We start from the raw sequence: 16,700 nt of genomic DNA, 5'->3' as shown, positions 1-16,700 counted from the left end.
GCAAATGTGTTAATAATTTTGTCATTACTTTATGCCATGATTTTTAACTATAATGGCGTTGGCGTTAACCTAACTTATTACCATGATTGAGAGATTTTAATGAAAGTTGTTTTCAGCGTTTTTACAGTGTTAGTACTTCCATTTTTAGTTGCATGTTCTGCAACAGATGGCAGCTCTTTAGATTCAAAAGTAAAACCAAATAAAACCGTAATCGCGCACCGTGGTGCCAGTGGCTATTTACCAGAACACAGCATGGCTTCAAAAGCGATGGCCTACGCAATGAAGGTTGACTACATTGAACAAGATCTAGTGATGACAAAAGATGATCACTTAGTTGTATTGCACGATCATTACTTAGACCGTGTAACTAACGTAGCCGAAAAGTTCCCAAGCCGAAGCCGAAAAGACGGTCGATTTTATGCTTTAGACTTTACCTTAGCGGAAATTAAAACGCTTGATATGACAGAGGGGTTTTCTGTAAAAGAGGGAGTTATTGAGGCTAACTATCCAGACCGGTTTCCTATTTGGCGATCTAAGTTTAAAGTCCATACTTTCGCCGACGAAATTGAGTTAATACAGGGGCTAAATAAAAGTACAGGTCAAAATGTTGGTCTGTATCCTGAAATAAAGTCGCCCGCATTCCATTTACACAGCGGTAAAGACATAAGTAAAGCCGTGCTACTGGAACTCAAAAAGTACGGTTATATCAATCACGAAAGTAAGGTTTTTGTCCAAAGCTTTGATGCCAATGAGCTCAAAAGAATTAAGCAGGCGTTGATGCCTCAACTTGATATGAATCTCAAACTGGTGCAATTGATCGCAGCCACAAGTTGGAAAGAAACAGTGACGTATAAAGGTGGTGTTGCTGTGCCTTATAATTATGACTGGATGCTTCAACCTGAAAATATGGACAAAATTGCACAATATGCAGATGGGATTGGTCCATGGAAATCTATGTTAGTCACAGAAAATAAAAAGCTAAAAACAGTCAAGTCAAACGGTTTAGTAGAGGCAGCCCATAAAGCTGGACTTCTAGTTCATCCATATACATTCCGTGCAGACAAGGGCAAGGTACCTAGTTATGTTAAGGACTTTTCTGAATTGTTACGATTCTTTTATTTTGATATTGGTGTTGATGGCGTTTTCACTGATTTTCCAGATAAAGCGGTAGATGTTTTATCTAGCGAAAAGCAAAATTAAGTAGCTTAACTCGTCTAGCAACTAGCTCATGTCTTTGGTTATTAGCAGTGGCGGCTCATCACTATATTGGCTCTAGTGTATACAGGGTGCTGGCCTTCTGAGGTGGTTTTGAAGCCGTAACTTTTATAAAGCTCAATTGCAGCCGTTAGTTTAGTGTTAGAAACAAGATAAACTTGTTGAGCACCAATTTCAGTAAGTTTAGCCAAAGCATGTTCAATTAATGTTTTGCCGAACCCTTTGCCCTGACTACTTGGCGATACAGCCATTCGAGCTAACTCAAAAATGCCGTTTCCATTATTAAACAGAGCGCACACGCCTTTGACTTCGCCTTCGTCAATTAGGCTAAAAATATACCCGCCATTATCAATTACTTTTATTGGATTTGCTGCTAACTCACGATCAACCTCTTCAATTTCAAAATAGTAAGATATCCATTCTTCGTTTAAGCGAATAAAGTCTTCTAACAGCTCTTGTTGATTTTCTTTTATGACTACTGCTTTCAAAACTTAATTACTCCAGAGATACATATTTAACGGGAATTGATATAAAAGTTGCGTATACCAACAAAGCTACGAGCCAAAAAACTATTAATAAAAAACTATAAGCCAAAAAGCGATAAGCTTGAAGAATAAAAGAATAAAAGAATAAAAGAATAAAAGAATAAAAGAATAAAAGAATAAAAGAATAAAAGAATAAACTGATTAAATAAGTTTGTAGAGCGATGCTCGAATAGCGGGTTTTCTTGTTGAGTTTAATGAAATTTTGTTGCGGTATGTATTGATGTAAAGGGCGGCGTTAATTAGAGTACTAATAGTTTAACCCTATTAAATAACGGTTAGTCTCAGATAAATAGACTAATTAGTGATAATCATTTATATAAAATAAAACTATTACGTGCAAAAGAACATTGAACCATAAATAAAAACAATAATTTTTTTTGGAACAGGATTAAATATACCGATATGAAGTTACTAAACAAAACAATGCTGGTGTTAAGCATCACCAGTTTCAGTTCCGCTGCGACGGTTCTGACGCAAGCTGAGATTGACGCGCTAAATAAGTCTAATTCAAATGTAGCCCCAGCTTACACTTTGCTAGCTGCTGATAAAGATGAAGATGCTGATAAGCCAGACGAAGCAGAAAAAGCGGACAAAAAAGATAAAAAAGACAAGAAAAAAAGCAAGTTTAAAGACTATGCAGATATTGTTACTGATAAAGCGGTAACTTCAAAAGGTATCTTTACCACTCATCTTGTGGACAACAAAGTATACTTTGAAATCCCAGCTGTTGAGTTAGGTAGTGAGTTTGTTTGGCAAGTTAAAACGTCAGGCACACAGCCTGGAAAAGGGGTTATTAGTGCTGATATCGGTCGTCAATATGTGATTTTTGAACGCCATGGTGACGATATTTTGTTACGTAGCCGTAATTATTCAGTGGTATCTGACGATGGTTCTAGAGAATCGTTAGTCGTTAAAAAAGCGTCTATCGATGCGATTATTACCAAGCTTCCAATTGCAACTTTCTCAACTGACGACGCTAAGTCACCTGTTGTAGACATTACAAGCTTATATATGGGACAGCACAAAGAGCTTTTCCCTGCACCAAGAGCGCCAAGAAACCCGAAAGCGCCAAAAACACCAAGCTTCAAACTGAATAAAAAGAGCAGTTTGATTACTAAAGTTAAGGCGTTTGAAAAAAATATAGAAGCAACAGTATTAGCGCAATTTACTAGTGCAAAAGTAAACGAAACTAAAGAAATACGTCACTCTATTTTTGCGTTGCCAGACACGCCAATGAAACCTCGTTTTTATGATAAGCGAGTAGGTTACTTTACGGCGAACTATTCAGATTACAGCTCAGAGAAAAACAAGCTGGACTCCTTTAGCTACATAAAACGCTGGCGTTTAGAAAAGAAGAATCCAGAGTTAGAAGTTAGTGAACCAAAAGAACCTATCGTTTGGTACATAGACAGTGGAACGCCGCAGAAATATGTTGAAGCGGTTAGAGAAGGTATTGAGTTTTGGCAGTCTGCGTTTGAACAGGCTGGTTTCAAAAACGGTATTGTTGCAAAAATGGCACCTAGCATGGAAGAAAATCCAGACTGGGATCCAGAAGATGCTCGTTACTCAGTAATACGTTGGATCCCATCAGGCATTCCAAACGCACAAGGCCCGCATGTTGCTGACCCTCGCTCAGGCGAGATTATTGAAGCTGACGTGCGTATGTACCACAACGTAATCAAGTTACTGGAAGGTTGGTACTTTGCGCAAGCCGGTGCAACCGATCCAAGAGCTAAAAAGTTACCTTTACCAAACGAAGTTATGAGTGATTTAGTTCGTTTTGTTGTTGCTCATGAAGTTGGTCACTCAATAGGCCTACACCACAACTTTATTGGTAATAATTCATACACGATTGATCAGTTAAGAGATCCTGAATTTGTAAAAGAATTTGGTGTGTCAGCATCAATCATGGATTACGCTCGATTTAACTATGTAATACAACCAGAAGATGGTGTGTCGCCAATTGACTACGATCCAGGTCCGTATGACAAGTTTGCAATTGAGTGGGGTTACAAAGAATTTAAAGGTGACCTTACGCCAAAAGAAGAAACGGTTCTTTTAAGTAAAATTGCAGACCGTCAGTTAAATGATGACCGTCTACGTTGGGATGCATACTCTAAACCAAGCTACCTAGATCCACGTATTTTAACGGAAGCGATTGGTGATGATCCTGTTGAAGCAACAAGACTAGGGCAGAAGAACAAAAAGCGTATTATAGCTAACTTGGTCGACTCTACTAGCTTTGAACCAAACAAAGGTTATGACGAGTTAGACAACGCATACAAAACCGTGATTCAACAACACGCTAGAGAGCTTGGCCACGTTGCTAAAGCGGTTGGTGGTGTGATGTACCGCAATGAGTTAACTCAAGATCATAAAGAAAAACAAGTCTTTGAAATCTTCCCTAAGAAAAAGCAGGAACGTGCAGTTCAGTTTTTAATAGACAACGGCGTTAAGTTACCTGAGTTTTGGAATAACAAAGAGATTTTAAAACGCATTGGTCAGGATAAGTTTGAGAAATATGCAAACTCTATTATTAGACAAGCCGTAGGTAGCCCATTGGCTGCACACCGCCTAGACTCGCTAATAAAGTTACAAGCGGCTGGCGAAGATGTAATGGATCCGGTAAAAACGGTTAATAAATATGTTGATACTATTTTCGGTGACATCAAATCTCGTCGCCCTAAGTCAGATCAATATACAATTATGTTACAAGACTACTTTGTGACTAAATTGCTTAAAGACATTTCATCGACTAAATCATCTCCTACTCTTGTTGCAATGTTGAGAGGCATCGCCACTGAGTTAAAATCTAAGCTAAAATCAGCAGCGAAAAAGCACTACGGTAAGTTACAAGGATACCGTTATGCAGGTCTTGAAGCCAGATTAACAGAAGGTTTAGAGCCTAAGCTGACGGTGAAAAAATAAATCAAACCAAGCACAAATATGTTCTGGTTTTAGCCACAGACTAAGCCTAAATAAAGGCTAACATAAGTCTAGAAAGCTAAATTACTAAAAGAAACTTCGATAATTCGGGGTTTCTTTTTTTTTGGAAAAATTTTAATTACTTTATATGCAGGCACGATACTATGATCCAACTTTAATGGCCTTGTTATATCTTTCGTCATACCACAGCTACTGAGATGTTAGACATCGGTGCTGATTTGCGTCATGTTCAGGAAATGTAAGGTCACGCTGATATTTCAACAACGCAAATATACACTCATGTCTCTCGCTCTAAGTTGGCTGAGGTTTATGGTAAATCTCATTTATCAGCGTTGAGTGATGACAGCATCTTCTAGCTCAACCCTAAAGGGTAATGCACTTGCATTACCTTTTTTTATAATTTGAATTATTATGATACTCATCAATAAATAATCATAATTCACATCATTCTGTAAAATATAATTATATTTCATAACTCGTATTTGTCTTTCACGCAGTTGATTTAAATTTTCAGTCATAATATAGTTTTTAATCGTAATTCATGAGGTGGTGGTTTATATAATTATTTTTCATGGGTAAGAATCGTTTTTCATGATAAATCATTTTTAGGTGGGTAATATGGTATTAGCAAAACGTGCAAAGTTCTTTGATGAAGAAGTCTATCCAGAGCCTGAAGCTGAGCTGGTTGGATATGCTTGGCTTATCAATGAATTCCAACTAAGCGTTCCTGCCCCTAATGCTATATGCGCCATAGTGCCAGCTATAAACGCTAAACGAAGCAAAGGAAGATGGTTAATATGGGGAAGCCGTTATCAGCCAGAAGCGCATTGGTTTGCACAATTAACATTTGCGTTGAAATACGAAGGTGCTGATTTAGCAATTATGAAAAGCTTATTTGGCGCTTTAGCAATCGAAGATATTAGAACCTCAATTGAAAGTGAAATAACAGGTGCGTATAGCCGCAGAATTTGGTTTTTTTATGAATGGCTTACTACGCAAGTACTGCCTATTAAAGATGTTATTACAGGCAATTATGTTGACGCGCTAAACGAAAAACTACAATTTGGCAGCGGTAAAACAAAGGTTTCACGCCAACGAATAAATAACAATTTACCGGGTGTTAATGGGTTTTGTCCGTTAATTAGAAAAACAGAGAAACTTGTCCAGTATATTGGAGAGAACTTAGATGAAAAAGCGGCAAAAAATATAGGGGCTGTTCACAGTGACTTACTTGCAAGGGCTGCTGCTTTTTTATTGCTTTCAGACTCCAAGGCTTCATATTCCATTGAAGGAGAAGCGCCGCCTCATAGTCGTATAGAGCGATGGGGAAAAATTATCGGTCAAGCAGGCATGCAGCCATTAACCATAGAAGAGATAGAACGTTTACAAGAAGTAGTCATTCCTGATGGTCGATTTATCCTACCGGGAATTCGTTGTGTTGGCGGTTTTGTTGGTGAGCATGATCGTGTGACCAACATACCAATACCTGAACACATATCAGCCAAACCAGAAGATTTAGATGAGTTACTAGCTGCCTATCTAAATGCTTATGAACTAATGAAAAACTCAGGGTTTCACCCTGTTTTAGCCGCTGCAATCATTGCTTTTTCGTTTGTTATTATCCATCCATTAGAAGATGGTAATGGACGAATACATCGCTATTTAATTCATCACGTATTAGCTGAGAGTGGCTTCACGCCTAAAGGGGTTGTTTTTCCGGTATCAGCAATCATTCTAGAAAAAATTGAAGAATACAAAGCCGTGTTAGAGCAATTTACAAGTCCACGTTTGAAGTATGTTGAATGGCAACCAACGATAGATAACAATGTTCATGTTACAAATGAAACGGCAGATTTGTACCGATATGGAGATATGACGTGCCAAGTTGAATTCTTGTTTGAGTGCGTAAAAGAAACGGTAGACACTGTACTTCCTGAGGAAGTCCTTTACCTTGAAAGATACGATGAGATTTGGAACTATGTAAATAATCGGTTTGATATGCCTCAAAAAAGTTTAAGTTTACTGCTTAACTTTTTGCGTCAGAGCAATGGTAGGTTATCGACAAGGGCTACAACTAGAGAGTTCGCTGCACTAACTGAGACTGAGGTAACAGAAATAGAAAATAAATATCAAGAAGTGTTTTTACTTGATTAAGTGAAGCATATAGCCAAGGAAGTAAATCACTTTATTCCCATTTCAAAGAAAGTAATTTGGGTCACGTTTCTGATTGTTTTATATGCAGGCACGATACAATAATCCAGTTATGGGGCGGTTCTAAAGGTTCCTTTGACCTGTTTTAGGGAATTAGATGTTTTTAGTTCTAAAATACCTAATATTTATAAGCAAATAACACCACTATTTAAATCTGGTGCTACGCTTTATGTAGATCAATTTTTTAAGGTTTACGTAAATGGCGACAAAAAGCACTCTTGTTGGCTTGGCAGCAACTTCTCTTTTCCTTTCTAGCTCTGTTTTTGCTTCGAATTGGAGCTCAACAGAAATGCACCTTCAATACGGCGATCTTGACCAAGCGTTTGCAGCGCCAGGAACGTCGGAAAATACCACTATTATTACGCTTCAACACTCGAGTGGTTGGGATTATGGTGGTAACTTTTTTTTCGTTGACTACAGCAGCGTGAAAAGTAGCGACTCTTTATACCTTGAGTGGTACCCAACATTTAGTACTAACAGTTTGTTCGACATCAAATACGGCGGATTACTCTCCGATGTAAGTTTAGTAATGGGGATAAATGCAGCTCCTGAATCCGACATATTAAAGTACCTCCCTGGCGTTCAATTTTCTCTCAATCTAGATGGGTTTCAGTTTTTTAACGTGTTGTTAACGGGTTACATTGATGACAATGAAGGTATTGCCTATGGAGGCGCGCCCAAAGAAGACGATAGCTGGATGATTGATGTTGCGTGGCGATACCCAGTTTCGGCGGGCGATCAGCAGTTTTATATAGAAGGACACGCTGAATATATAGATGAGCGCCAAACTGAAATTCCAAATGTTGATTCTAATAGCTGGACATTAGTTCAGGTTCAAATGCGATGGGATTTAGGTAAAGCGTTGTCACAAAAGCCAGAGCAACTGTTTGTCGGAGTTGAGTACCAATATTGGAACAACAAGTTAGGAACTGACGTTGATGAAAGTGCAGTTCAGTTTTTAGGCGTTTGGCGTTTTTAAGCGCTTCTTAAATTGGAGAAAACATGAAATTAAAACGGCTGTTATTTTTTGTACTCATTGCTGCATTAGTTATCCCAGTGACTATTACTACTGGATTTTTTGCTGCATCAACACTTACTTTTTTATCTAACAAAGTAGAAGAAACTACATTACCAACTTCTTTACGAGAGGTTCGAAATGGGGTTGAACTCGATATTCAAAAAACGCTTTTGCCTTCTAAGTCATTAGCTAAGAATGAGTATATAAAGTCTTGGATTAAAGCTGGAGAACCAAGCTCCGAACTAACCGCTTTAACAAGTCACCTTAATACATTGAAGAGTGAATATGGTGCTATTAGCGCTTACTTTGTTTCGTCGAAAAGCAAAAATTATTACACCCAGGACGGGGTTGTGCGACAAGTAAATTCGTCAAGTGATCCTTGGTTTGATGCCTTTCTAGCAAGTAAAGCACCATATGAAATTAGTATTGATGTTGATAAGTCTTCAAACAAGGCTTCGGCGTTTATCAATTATGAAGTGATTGTAAATGGCAATAAAATGGGTTTGGCGGGGTTGGGGCTTTCGCTAGATGCGATGTCTCAACTTATTGCATCATATAAGGTGATTGAAACCGGTATTGTTTACCTTGTTGATAGAGAGGGAGTTATTCAGTTACACCCTGATCAGTCAATGAGAGGAAAAAAAGTAGCGATAGGTTCCATTCTTAACAAAGCCTCTGAAATTAGCCGCGACGGTGAAGACAAAACGATGCTTGCAATGGAATTAAAGTCACTTGATTGGTATTTAGTAACTGAAGTCCCCAGCGAAGAGTTATATGGCCCGATAAATCAAGCCATCATGACCAATATTATTATCGCATTGGTTATTATTTTGATTGGCGCGGTAGGCGTTAAGTTTTTATCAGACTTAATTTTCAAGCCTATCGATTCAATTACTGCGGCGGTAACTAATTTAAATAGTAAAGGTGGTGATTTAACTGCTCGACTACAAATTGAAGAAGACAATGAGATCGGCGACTTGGCCAAACAAGTTGATGAGTTCCTAGAGCAACTACATGTTATGTTTATTCAAGTTTCAGAAAGCGCAAATCAATTAAAAGCCATTGCGATTGATGTTTTTGAACAAATTGAACTGTCACAGTCTTACTCAACTCGTCAAAGTGACAGCACAACTTCAGTGGCTGCTGCGATTGAACAAATGGACTCAACGGTTAAGGAAATTTCCTTTAGTGCACAGGGGGCATCGGAAGTAGCAAATACAACGGAAAATAACGTATTAACCAGCACACAAAACCTAAACAAAGCCATGGAAAACATGGGCAAGTTAGACTCGGTAATGAGTAAGTCTGTCGGCTCGGTCAACCAACTGTCAGAAAGCATAGGTTCAATAACAAATATTCTGGATGAGATTCGTGGTATATCAGAGCAAACTAACTTGCTGGCACTGAATGCAGCAATAGAAGCGGCTAGAGCAGGCGAACAAGGTAGAGGTTTTGCAGTCGTTGCTGACGAAGTACGAAACTTAGCGCAACGCACAAACGAATCTACAGCGGAAATTAGTCAGTTAATGAGTGAGCTTATAATGCAAACATCAGAGACGGTAAACGATATCCAAGCTGGTAACCAAAGTGCAAAAGCAACGTCAGAGTTTTTACAGTCTTGCGTAGAAGGTTTAACAAACATATCAACCGAAGTTGGTAAGTTAACAGAAGTGAATACTCACGTTGCATCGGCCACTCGTGACCAATCAGCAGCAACAGGCGAGATAAGCATGAACATTACTGTGATTGCGGAAACGGCAGATGATACTTCCACTAGTATGCAGCGTAGTTATGACTTAGTTACTAAATTAGACGGTGAATCTAAAACGCTTAGCGGCATTATAGGCAAGTTTACTTTATAGACTTACCACTAAAAACATATTGAAACAAAATACATAAGCCCAGCTAACAGTTGGGCTTTTTTCTATAAACAATAATGTGTTACGTTAGGTTGTGTTCGCCTTACTAGGAATCAACCTCATTAAATCTAAAGCCGTTTACTTCACTATTGTATACAGCGTTCTGTGTTTAAGTTATCTGTTTTGTTTGAGCTTGGATGGCTATCCATTGCAATATCTTCATAAAGCCTTGCCTATTTTTATGCTAATTGGTTTTGTTTGGTTTTCACTAGCCGGTAAGTTCAGGTTGCTGTTGTTAGGCGCTTTAGCCTTCTCTGCCGCGGGTGACATTCTTTTAGCGCTTCCCATAAACAATAGCTTTGTATTTGGCTTGTCTGCATTTTTTGTTGCGCATGTGTTTTACCTATTTTTAATTTGCCATTATAAAAAGCCAACCTTTGCAGCAAACAAAATGACATTGTCGTTTGTAACGTATTTTATAGTGATGATGGCTTTTGTTTTGCCAAAAACTGACACTTTATTAATACCGGTTCTATTTTATATGTTGGTCATATTCGCAATGGCCATGAGCACTTTAGGCTTAAAAAACCAAAACCCTCTTATAACACTTGGAGCATTAACGTTTGTTGTGTCCGACAGCATTATAGCGACTAACAAGTTTGTGGTAACGGTTCCAGCAGAGGGTGTGAGCATAATGACAACCTATTACTTAGCGCAGGTTTTACTAGTAATGGGTTTTGTAAAAGGGCAAAAAAAAGCCCGCATATAGCGGGCAATATGGAGAGTATCACATTATTCTTCAGTTACTTCTAATTCATCGATAACGCGCTTCACGTCATCAGTATTTTTTGCAATGGCGATGGCTAAGTCATGCTCTGCATCGCTAGATACCATGCCGCTTAATTTAACGACGCCGTTTTCGGCTTCAATATCAATGTCTGTTGCTGAAACTTCAGACTCTAGTAAGTATTTTGTTTCTAATACCGTGGCGACTTTGGCATCCATCATGGTATTACCAAAACTGCTTTTGTCTTTGTTCATGACGGTGAGTTCATTTTCCACGCTATTTACGCCATCTAATGACTCGATGAGTTCTTCGGCTAGGTCTCGCTCAACTTCGCTGTCGACTTTACCCGTTAAAATCACCACACCTTTTTCTACGTCTGTATTAATGTCAAAGGAGTTTAGGTTTGTATTCATGAGTAAAACGGTTTCAGCTTTGCCGTCTATCCATGCATCTTTACTTTTGTCTTTCCAGTCGTTAGCTTCGGCTTGTGAAGAAAGGCCCAATACACTAATCACTGCTACTGCTGATAAAGTTTTAGTTAACTTATTCATAAACGTCTCCTTAATGATAATCATCTGCGTACCTAAATGCTTCGAGGGTACGCCTGCTTGTTCATTCTAGCTCCTGCCAACTTTGTGCCAGTTTATAAATTACTGAAAGTAAATGAATTTATTTGTTTTTGCTATTGGGGTACTGGATGCTGTATGAAACATTTACGTAGGAGGTTGTAAATCTTGCAGGCTAAAGCGAAATACCTACTCCCCACTATTTCCCACAATTTTCAGTGTCTTACTAAAAAGCCTTATTTTAAAGGTTCTTTACGGCAAAATCTTGCCGCTTATTAGCTTGACAATATGTTGAGTGGAAGCCTAAACTGTGTGTTAGTGGGAAATTGTGGGATATATTGGTACCCAGTCCCAAACATAACAGTGGAAATAACAACCACAAAATGGAGCGACAATGTTTCGCGGTGCAAATACCTTATCATTAGACAGTAAAGGACGATTATCGATACCAACTCGATATCGTGAGCTTTTGCTGTCTGAGTCTGAAGGTAAAATGGTTTGTACTGTAGATCTGCACCAGCCGTGTTTGTTGTTATACCCGTTAGTTGAGTGGGAAGAAATTGAATTTAAGTTACGTCAATTATCTTCTATGAATGCTCAAGAACGACGTGTTCAGCGTGTATTACTAGGTAATGCACATGAAGTTGATATGGATAAAGCAGGCCGCATTTTATTACCTGCCCAATTACGTCAACACGCCGAGTTGCAAAAATCGATTGTTTTAACCGGACAACTTAATAAGTTTGAAATGTGGTCGGAAGAACAGTGGCATGCCCAAATGGCAGAAGATATTGCAGCGGAGCTAGAAGGCGATTATGAAATGACAGATCGACTCAAAGAATTTTCGTTCTAAATATAAATCTAAGTAAATTAAACGGCAGCAATAATGACAGCACACGTATCGGTATTATTAGAAGAATCCATTAATGGCTTAAACATAAAGCCTGATGGGATTTATATCGATTGTACCTTTGGTAGAGGTGGACACTCATCTCACGTTTTAAGTCAACTAAATGAAAATGGCCGTTTAATAGCAATCGATCGTGATCCAACGGCAATAGAAGCTGCAAAGCGTTTTGCCGACAACCCAAGTTTTACCATTGAGCATACACCGTTTTCTGAACTTCTTGCTGTGGCACAAAAGCACGATGTTGTAGGCAAAGTAGACGGTATTCTAATGGACTTAGGAGTGTCATCGCCTCAGTTAGATGAAGCTGACCGAGGATTTAGCTTTATGAAGCCAGGTCCGTTAGACATGAGAATGGACTATAGCCGTGGTATTTCTGCGGCGGATTGGTTAGCCAAAGCCGAAGAAGAAGATATTGTTTTTGCGTTAAAAAATTATGGTGAAGAAAAGTTTGCGAAACGTGTAGCAAGAAAGATCCTTGCTGCGCGAGAAGAATCTCCGATTCTTACGACAACCGATTTAGCTAATTTAGTGGCTGCAACTGTACCAAAGAGTAAGGCTGAGAAGAAACACCCTGCTACTCGCACCTTCCAGGGAATAAGAATATATATAAATAGCGAGTTAGTGGAAATAGAGCGCGCGTTAGATGCGTCGTTAGAAGTCTTGAAGCCTACCGGTCGACTGTCAGTGATTAGCTTTCATTCTTTGGAAGATAGAATTGTTAAGCAATTCATCCGCAAGCAAAGCCAAGGCAAACAAGTGCCTAGAGGCTTGCCTGTGACCGAAGAAGAGTTAAATAAAGGTATAAAAATGAAACCGATTGGCAAAGCAATTAAGCCATCGGAACAAGAAATTGCTAGCAATAGCCGTGCGCGCAGCTCCGTCCTGAGAATAGCTGAAAGATTGTCGACATGAACATAACAATAAAAAATGTCGTTGATACTCAATTAGCTCGCTATATTCTCAGCGACTTAAGTAAGCATAAGCTTACAGTGGGGCTTCTGCTGCTCAATGTTGTCGCTGCTTTGGCAGTGGTGCATTGGGCACAGTTAAATAGACAAATGGTAATACAGCAAGACGTTTTGCTGCAGCAGCGTGATGACATAGATTTGCGTTGGCGCCATTTGTTATTAGAGCAACGAGCGTTGGCTGAACACAGCCGCGTTGAAAACATTGCTCGTGAACGTTTAGAAATGGATCGTCCAACATCAGAACAAGAGGTGGTAGTTACGTTGCCATGAAGGACTGGTTGAATAATAAGAATAAAAAAACAACAACCAAACGTAGCACCAAGAAAGGCGCTCAGGCTAAGTCTGGCCTAAAATCGAGCAAACAAACTAAACAAGCAAAGCAATTAACCAAGCCATCTGTTAACCGTTGGCGTTTTCAATTTGTTATTACCTGCTTGGTACTTGTCTTTAGTACCGTTATTGGCCGTGCGGCTTACTTACAAATTATCCAACCAGAAAAACTCATTCAAGAAGGCGACAAACGTACCGTTCGGGTAAAACAATCTTCAGTACAGCGTGGCATGATCACCGACAGAAATGGCGTTGAGCTAGCGGTTAGTGTCCCGGTTCAAACTATTTGGGCTGACCCAAAACGCGTTTTAGATTATCCAGATTTTGATACCGATATTCGCTGGAAAGCGCTAGCTAAAGTGCTTCAAATGGAAGAACACGAACTTTTAGCGCGTATCACAAACAATCAAGACAAACGCTTTATTTACTTAAAGCGTAAAACCAATCCAGTGGTTGCTGATTATGTTCAACAATTAAGAATTCCAGGTGTAAGGCTACGCGAAGAGTCAAAACGTTATTATCCAGCTGGCGAGATTGCCGCTCACGTTGTTGGCTTCACAAACATTGATGGCAAAGGAATAGAAGGTGTTGAGCTTCGCCACAATGACTGGATGGTTGGTACGCCGAGCAAACGCAAAGTCATAAAAGATGCTAAAGGCCGTGAAATAGAGGTACTTGAAGAGCAAAAGGGATCTGAGCCGCAAGATATTGCTCTCACAATAGATCAACGTATTCAAAGTGCGGTATATCAAGAATTGAAAAAAGCGGTGCAAACCTACGAAGCAGCGTCAGGCAGTGCAATTGTTGTTGATGTAGAAACCGCTGAAGTTTTAGCGATGGTAAATAGCCCGTCATTTAACCCGAATAATCGTATGAATGTCTCTATGCATCGCTTCAGAAACCGAGCAATTACCGACACATTTGAACCTGGTTCAACAATGAAACCTATTTCTGTGCTTAATGCGTTGGAATATGGCTCATATGGCACGTTAGATTTAGTCGATACTTCACCGGGTTACATGAGAATTGGCGGACGTCGTATTTCAGATCCTAGAAACAGAGGCATGTTAAGCCTAGCGGATGTGCTTAAGTATTCGTCTAATATGGGCTCTACAAAACTTGCACTATCAACACCTAAAGATTCATTTTTAGGTCTGTTTTATAAAATGGGTCTAGTAGATAGCAGTGGTGTGGACTTGGTAGGCGAAAGCACCGGTTTATTTAATGACAGAAGACGTTGGTCTGACTCTGAAATAGCCAGCTTGTCGTTTGGATATGGTATTTCTGTTACCGCCGCACAGTTAGCAAGAATGTATACCACTATTGGTGCCGGTGGCGTAAGTCGACCATTATCAATTGTGCAAACAGGCATAGAAAAGCCAGCAGAAAGGATTGTTGGTGAAGATGTTGCTTTTAATGTTTTGGGCATGATGGAAAGCGTTATTTCAGCTGATGGTTCAGGTAAAAATGCCATGGTGAAAGGCTATCGTGTTGCTGGTAAAACAGGCACAAGTCAAAAAGCAATGGCGGGTGGTTACGGTCATGATTACGTTAATACCTTTGCTGGTGTTGGTCCGGTATCAAACCCTAAGATAGCTGTTGTAGTGGTGCTCAACGATCCAAAAGGTGATTATTATTATGGCGGCGAAACCGCGGCCCCAACCTTTGGACGAATAATGCGACAAACGTTACGAATATTAAACGTTGCACCTGATGCCGTTGGTGATAAAAAAATTCAGTTAGCAGACATTAGGCGGAGACGCGATGATGTTAACTAAAGCAGAACAAATTATTCATGAGTTAAATGAACATTTACTCAGGAATATTAAACAAAACCAAACACCTAACAAAGCATCGCATGAGTCGATGCTTTCTCGTCGTTTAGTACAGGACAGTCGACAAGTTACCAAAGGCGATATTTTTGTTGCGTTATTTGGCCACGACTTAAATGGTGCTGACTTTATAAAAAGCGCGATAGACAAAGGTGCAGATGCGGTATTAATTGATGCAGAGTGTCATTTACCAGACGACTTTGCGCCACATGCTGACGTATTTATCAAAACCGTACAAAATCTTCGAGATGAATTAGCGGCGCTTTGTCAGCATTTTTATTTTGCTCAAAGTGACGTGTTACCCGTTATTGGAATTACCGGTACAAACGGAAAAACGTCCATTAGCCATTTGTTAGCACAAATAGCCGACATGGATAGCACCAAATTAAAGACACAAAACGGTTGCGCAGTCATTGGCACAATGGGTACTGGACATATAGATAATCTAGTACCGTCAAACAATACGACACCAGGCATAACAGACGTTTACAAATTGTTATCTACATTTTCAGAGTCCAACTTTAAAGCGGCAGCAATGGAAGTTTCGTCCCATGCTCTAGCTCAAGGGCGAGTAGCAGGGCTAACTTTTGATATTGCAGTCTTTACCAACTTAACTCATGAGCATTTAGACTATCACGGTACGATGGAGCAATACTTCGCTGAAAAAGCTAAGTTGTTTATTGATTACCAACCTCGAGTAGCTGTGATTAATGTTGATGATAGTTATGGTGAAAAGTTAGGACATTTAGTAACAGAACCAACCAGGCTAGTTGCTTATGGTCAGTCCGAAAGTGTGGCCGCTTATAGCGAATATGTTTGGGTTAAAACGGTTGAATGCCAGTCGTATGGTTTGCATTTGGAAATTGAATGGCAATTGTCGGGTTCCAAAGAGACAACATCTTTAGATTTACCTTTGTATGGTGAGTTTAATGCCATGAACATCGCCGCTGTTTTTGCGACTTCTTTATTGTCAGGTTGGGCGTTTGATAGCAGTGCTTATGCAAAGCTAAAGCCTGTGCCGGGGCGTTTAGAGCTTTTTGTTGAGCCTAATCAACCTATCGCAATTGTTGATTACGCGCATACACCTGATGCATTAAAAGCGTCACTTAGAGCGGTAAAAGAGCACTTGTCGGGTGAACTGACGTTAGTGTTTGGTTGTGGCGGCGATAGAGACACAAGTAAAAGACCTTTAATGGCGGAAGTAGCAGAGCGCTATGCCGACCATATTATTGTGACTAACGACAATCCTAGAACTGAAGATCAGGAAACAATTGTTCAAGGTATTATGGCGGGCTTTAAGAATCCTCAAAATGTCAGTATTGAATATGATCGTAAACTCGCCATTGAGTTAGCGGTATCTAGAGCCAATCAGGAAGATGCAATTTTAATAGCAGGGAAAGGACATGAAGATTATCAAATTATTGGTGATCAAAAGATAGATTATGACGAACGTGCGTTTACCGCAGGTTTTATGGCTAGGCGCGCAAGTGCAAGCCAATTGAAAGGGTAGAAT

The 16,700-nt window shown here is 39.5% G+C and carries 13 protein-coding genes; 11 read left to right on the top strand and 2 right to left on the bottom strand.

From position 1 onward, the window contains the following. The first annotated feature begins 99 nt into the window (after positions 1–99). On the top strand, positions 100–1,200 hold the full coding sequence (glpQ, locus tag GNP35_RS08500; RefSeq protein WP_155695696.1) for a glycerophosphodiester phosphodiesterase: 1,101 nt from the start codon (positions 100–102) through the stop codon (positions 1,198–1,200). Between the two features lie 41 nt (positions 1,201–1,241). Here the strand turns inward: glpQ and GNP35_RS08495 are convergent, their stop codons facing one another. Further along, positions 1,242–1,703 (bottom strand): GNAT family N-acetyltransferase, encoded by a 462-nt coding sequence (locus GNP35_RS08495; protein ID WP_196492465.1) that lies wholly within the window; start codon positions 1,701–1,703, stop codon positions 1,242–1,244. Positions 1,704–2,162: 459 nt separating this feature from the next. On the opposite strand from GNP35_RS08495, the gene GNP35_RS08490 reads away from it, so the two are divergent. From GNP35_RS08490 to GNP35_RS08470, 5 genes are all read left to right on the top strand, one after another. Further along, positions 2,163–4,688 (top strand): zinc-dependent metalloprotease, encoded by a 2,526-nt coding sequence (locus tag GNP35_RS08490; RefSeq protein WP_155695695.1) that lies wholly within the window; start codon positions 2,163–2,165, stop codon positions 4,686–4,688. A gap of 636 nt (positions 4,689–5,324) precedes the next feature. Then, positions 5,325–6,860, top strand: coding sequence for a Fic family protein (locus GNP35_RS08485; protein ID WP_155695694.1), 1,536 nt, complete (start codon positions 5,325–5,327; stop codon positions 6,858–6,860). Positions 6,861–7,116: 256 nt separating this feature from the next. Next, positions 7,117–7,896 (top strand): hypothetical protein, encoded by a 780-nt coding sequence (locus GNP35_RS08480; RefSeq protein WP_155695693.1) that lies wholly within the window; start codon positions 7,117–7,119, stop codon positions 7,894–7,896. 23 nt (positions 7,897–7,919) lie between these two features. Continuing rightward, positions 7,920–9,797 carry a methyl-accepting chemotaxis protein gene (locus GNP35_RS08475; RefSeq protein ID WP_155695692.1) on the top strand — a complete coding sequence of 626 codons (1,878 nt, stop codon included), beginning with the start codon at positions 7,920–7,922 and terminating at the stop codon, positions 9,795–9,797. Between the two features lie 205 nt (positions 9,798–10,002). Continuing rightward, on the top strand, positions 10,003–10,563 hold the full coding sequence (locus GNP35_RS08470) for a lysoplasmalogenase (protein WP_155695691.1): 561 nt from the start codon (positions 10,003–10,005) through the stop codon (positions 10,561–10,563). 23 nt (positions 10,564–10,586) lie between these two features. On the opposite strand, the gene GNP35_RS08465 is transcribed toward GNP35_RS08470, so the two are convergent. Then, positions 10,587–11,132: a BON domain-containing protein gene (locus GNP35_RS08465; protein ID WP_155695690.1), complete on the bottom strand. Its 546-nt coding sequence runs from the start codon at positions 11,130–11,132 to the stop codon at positions 10,587–10,589. Between the two features lie 409 nt (positions 11,133–11,541). Between GNP35_RS08465 and mraZ the strand changes: the two genes are divergently transcribed. The 5 genes from mraZ to GNP35_RS08440 are packed head-to-tail and all read left to right on the top strand — an operon-like array spanning position 11,542 to position 16,697. Beyond that, entirely contained in the window at positions 11,542–12,000 is a 459-nt protein-coding gene (gene mraZ / locus GNP35_RS08460) for a division/cell wall cluster transcriptional repressor MraZ (protein WP_155695689.1), read from the top strand. 33 nt (positions 12,001–12,033) lie between these two features. After that, on the top strand, positions 12,034–12,969 hold the full coding sequence (rsmH, locus tag GNP35_RS08455; RefSeq protein WP_155695688.1) for a 16S rRNA (cytosine(1402)-N(4))-methyltransferase RsmH: 936 nt from the start codon (positions 12,034–12,036) through the stop codon (positions 12,967–12,969). Continuing rightward, positions 12,966–13,295, top strand: a complete 330-nt coding sequence (ftsL, locus tag GNP35_RS08450) for a cell division protein FtsL (RefSeq protein WP_155695687.1) — start codon at positions 12,966–12,968, stop codon at positions 13,293–13,295. Before rsmH ends, ftsL begins: the two co-directional genes overlap by 4 nt. Continuing rightward, positions 13,292–15,133, top strand: a complete 1,842-nt coding sequence (locus tag GNP35_RS08445; protein WP_155695686.1) for a penicillin-binding transpeptidase domain-containing protein — start codon at positions 13,292–13,294, stop codon at positions 15,131–15,133. Before ftsL ends, GNP35_RS08445 begins: the two co-directional genes overlap by 4 nt. Then, positions 15,120–16,697: a UDP-N-acetylmuramoyl-L-alanyl-D-glutamate--2,6-diaminopimelate ligase gene (locus tag GNP35_RS08440; protein ID WP_155695685.1), complete on the top strand. Its 1,578-nt coding sequence runs from the start codon at positions 15,120–15,122 to the stop codon at positions 16,695–16,697. The genes GNP35_RS08445 and GNP35_RS08440 overlap by 14 nt, the downstream gene beginning before the upstream one ends. Positions 16,698–16,700: the final 3 nt, after the last annotated feature.

The sequence above is a fragment of the Psychrosphaera haliotis genome (genome assembly GCF_009728465.1).
GTDB classification, from domain to species: domain Bacteria; phylum Pseudomonadota; class Gammaproteobacteria; order Enterobacterales; family Alteromonadaceae; genus Psychrosphaera; species Psychrosphaera haliotis.
The sequence above is the reverse complement of the archived record's forward strand: the minus strand, read 5'-3'. Positions and strand labels throughout refer to the sequence as shown.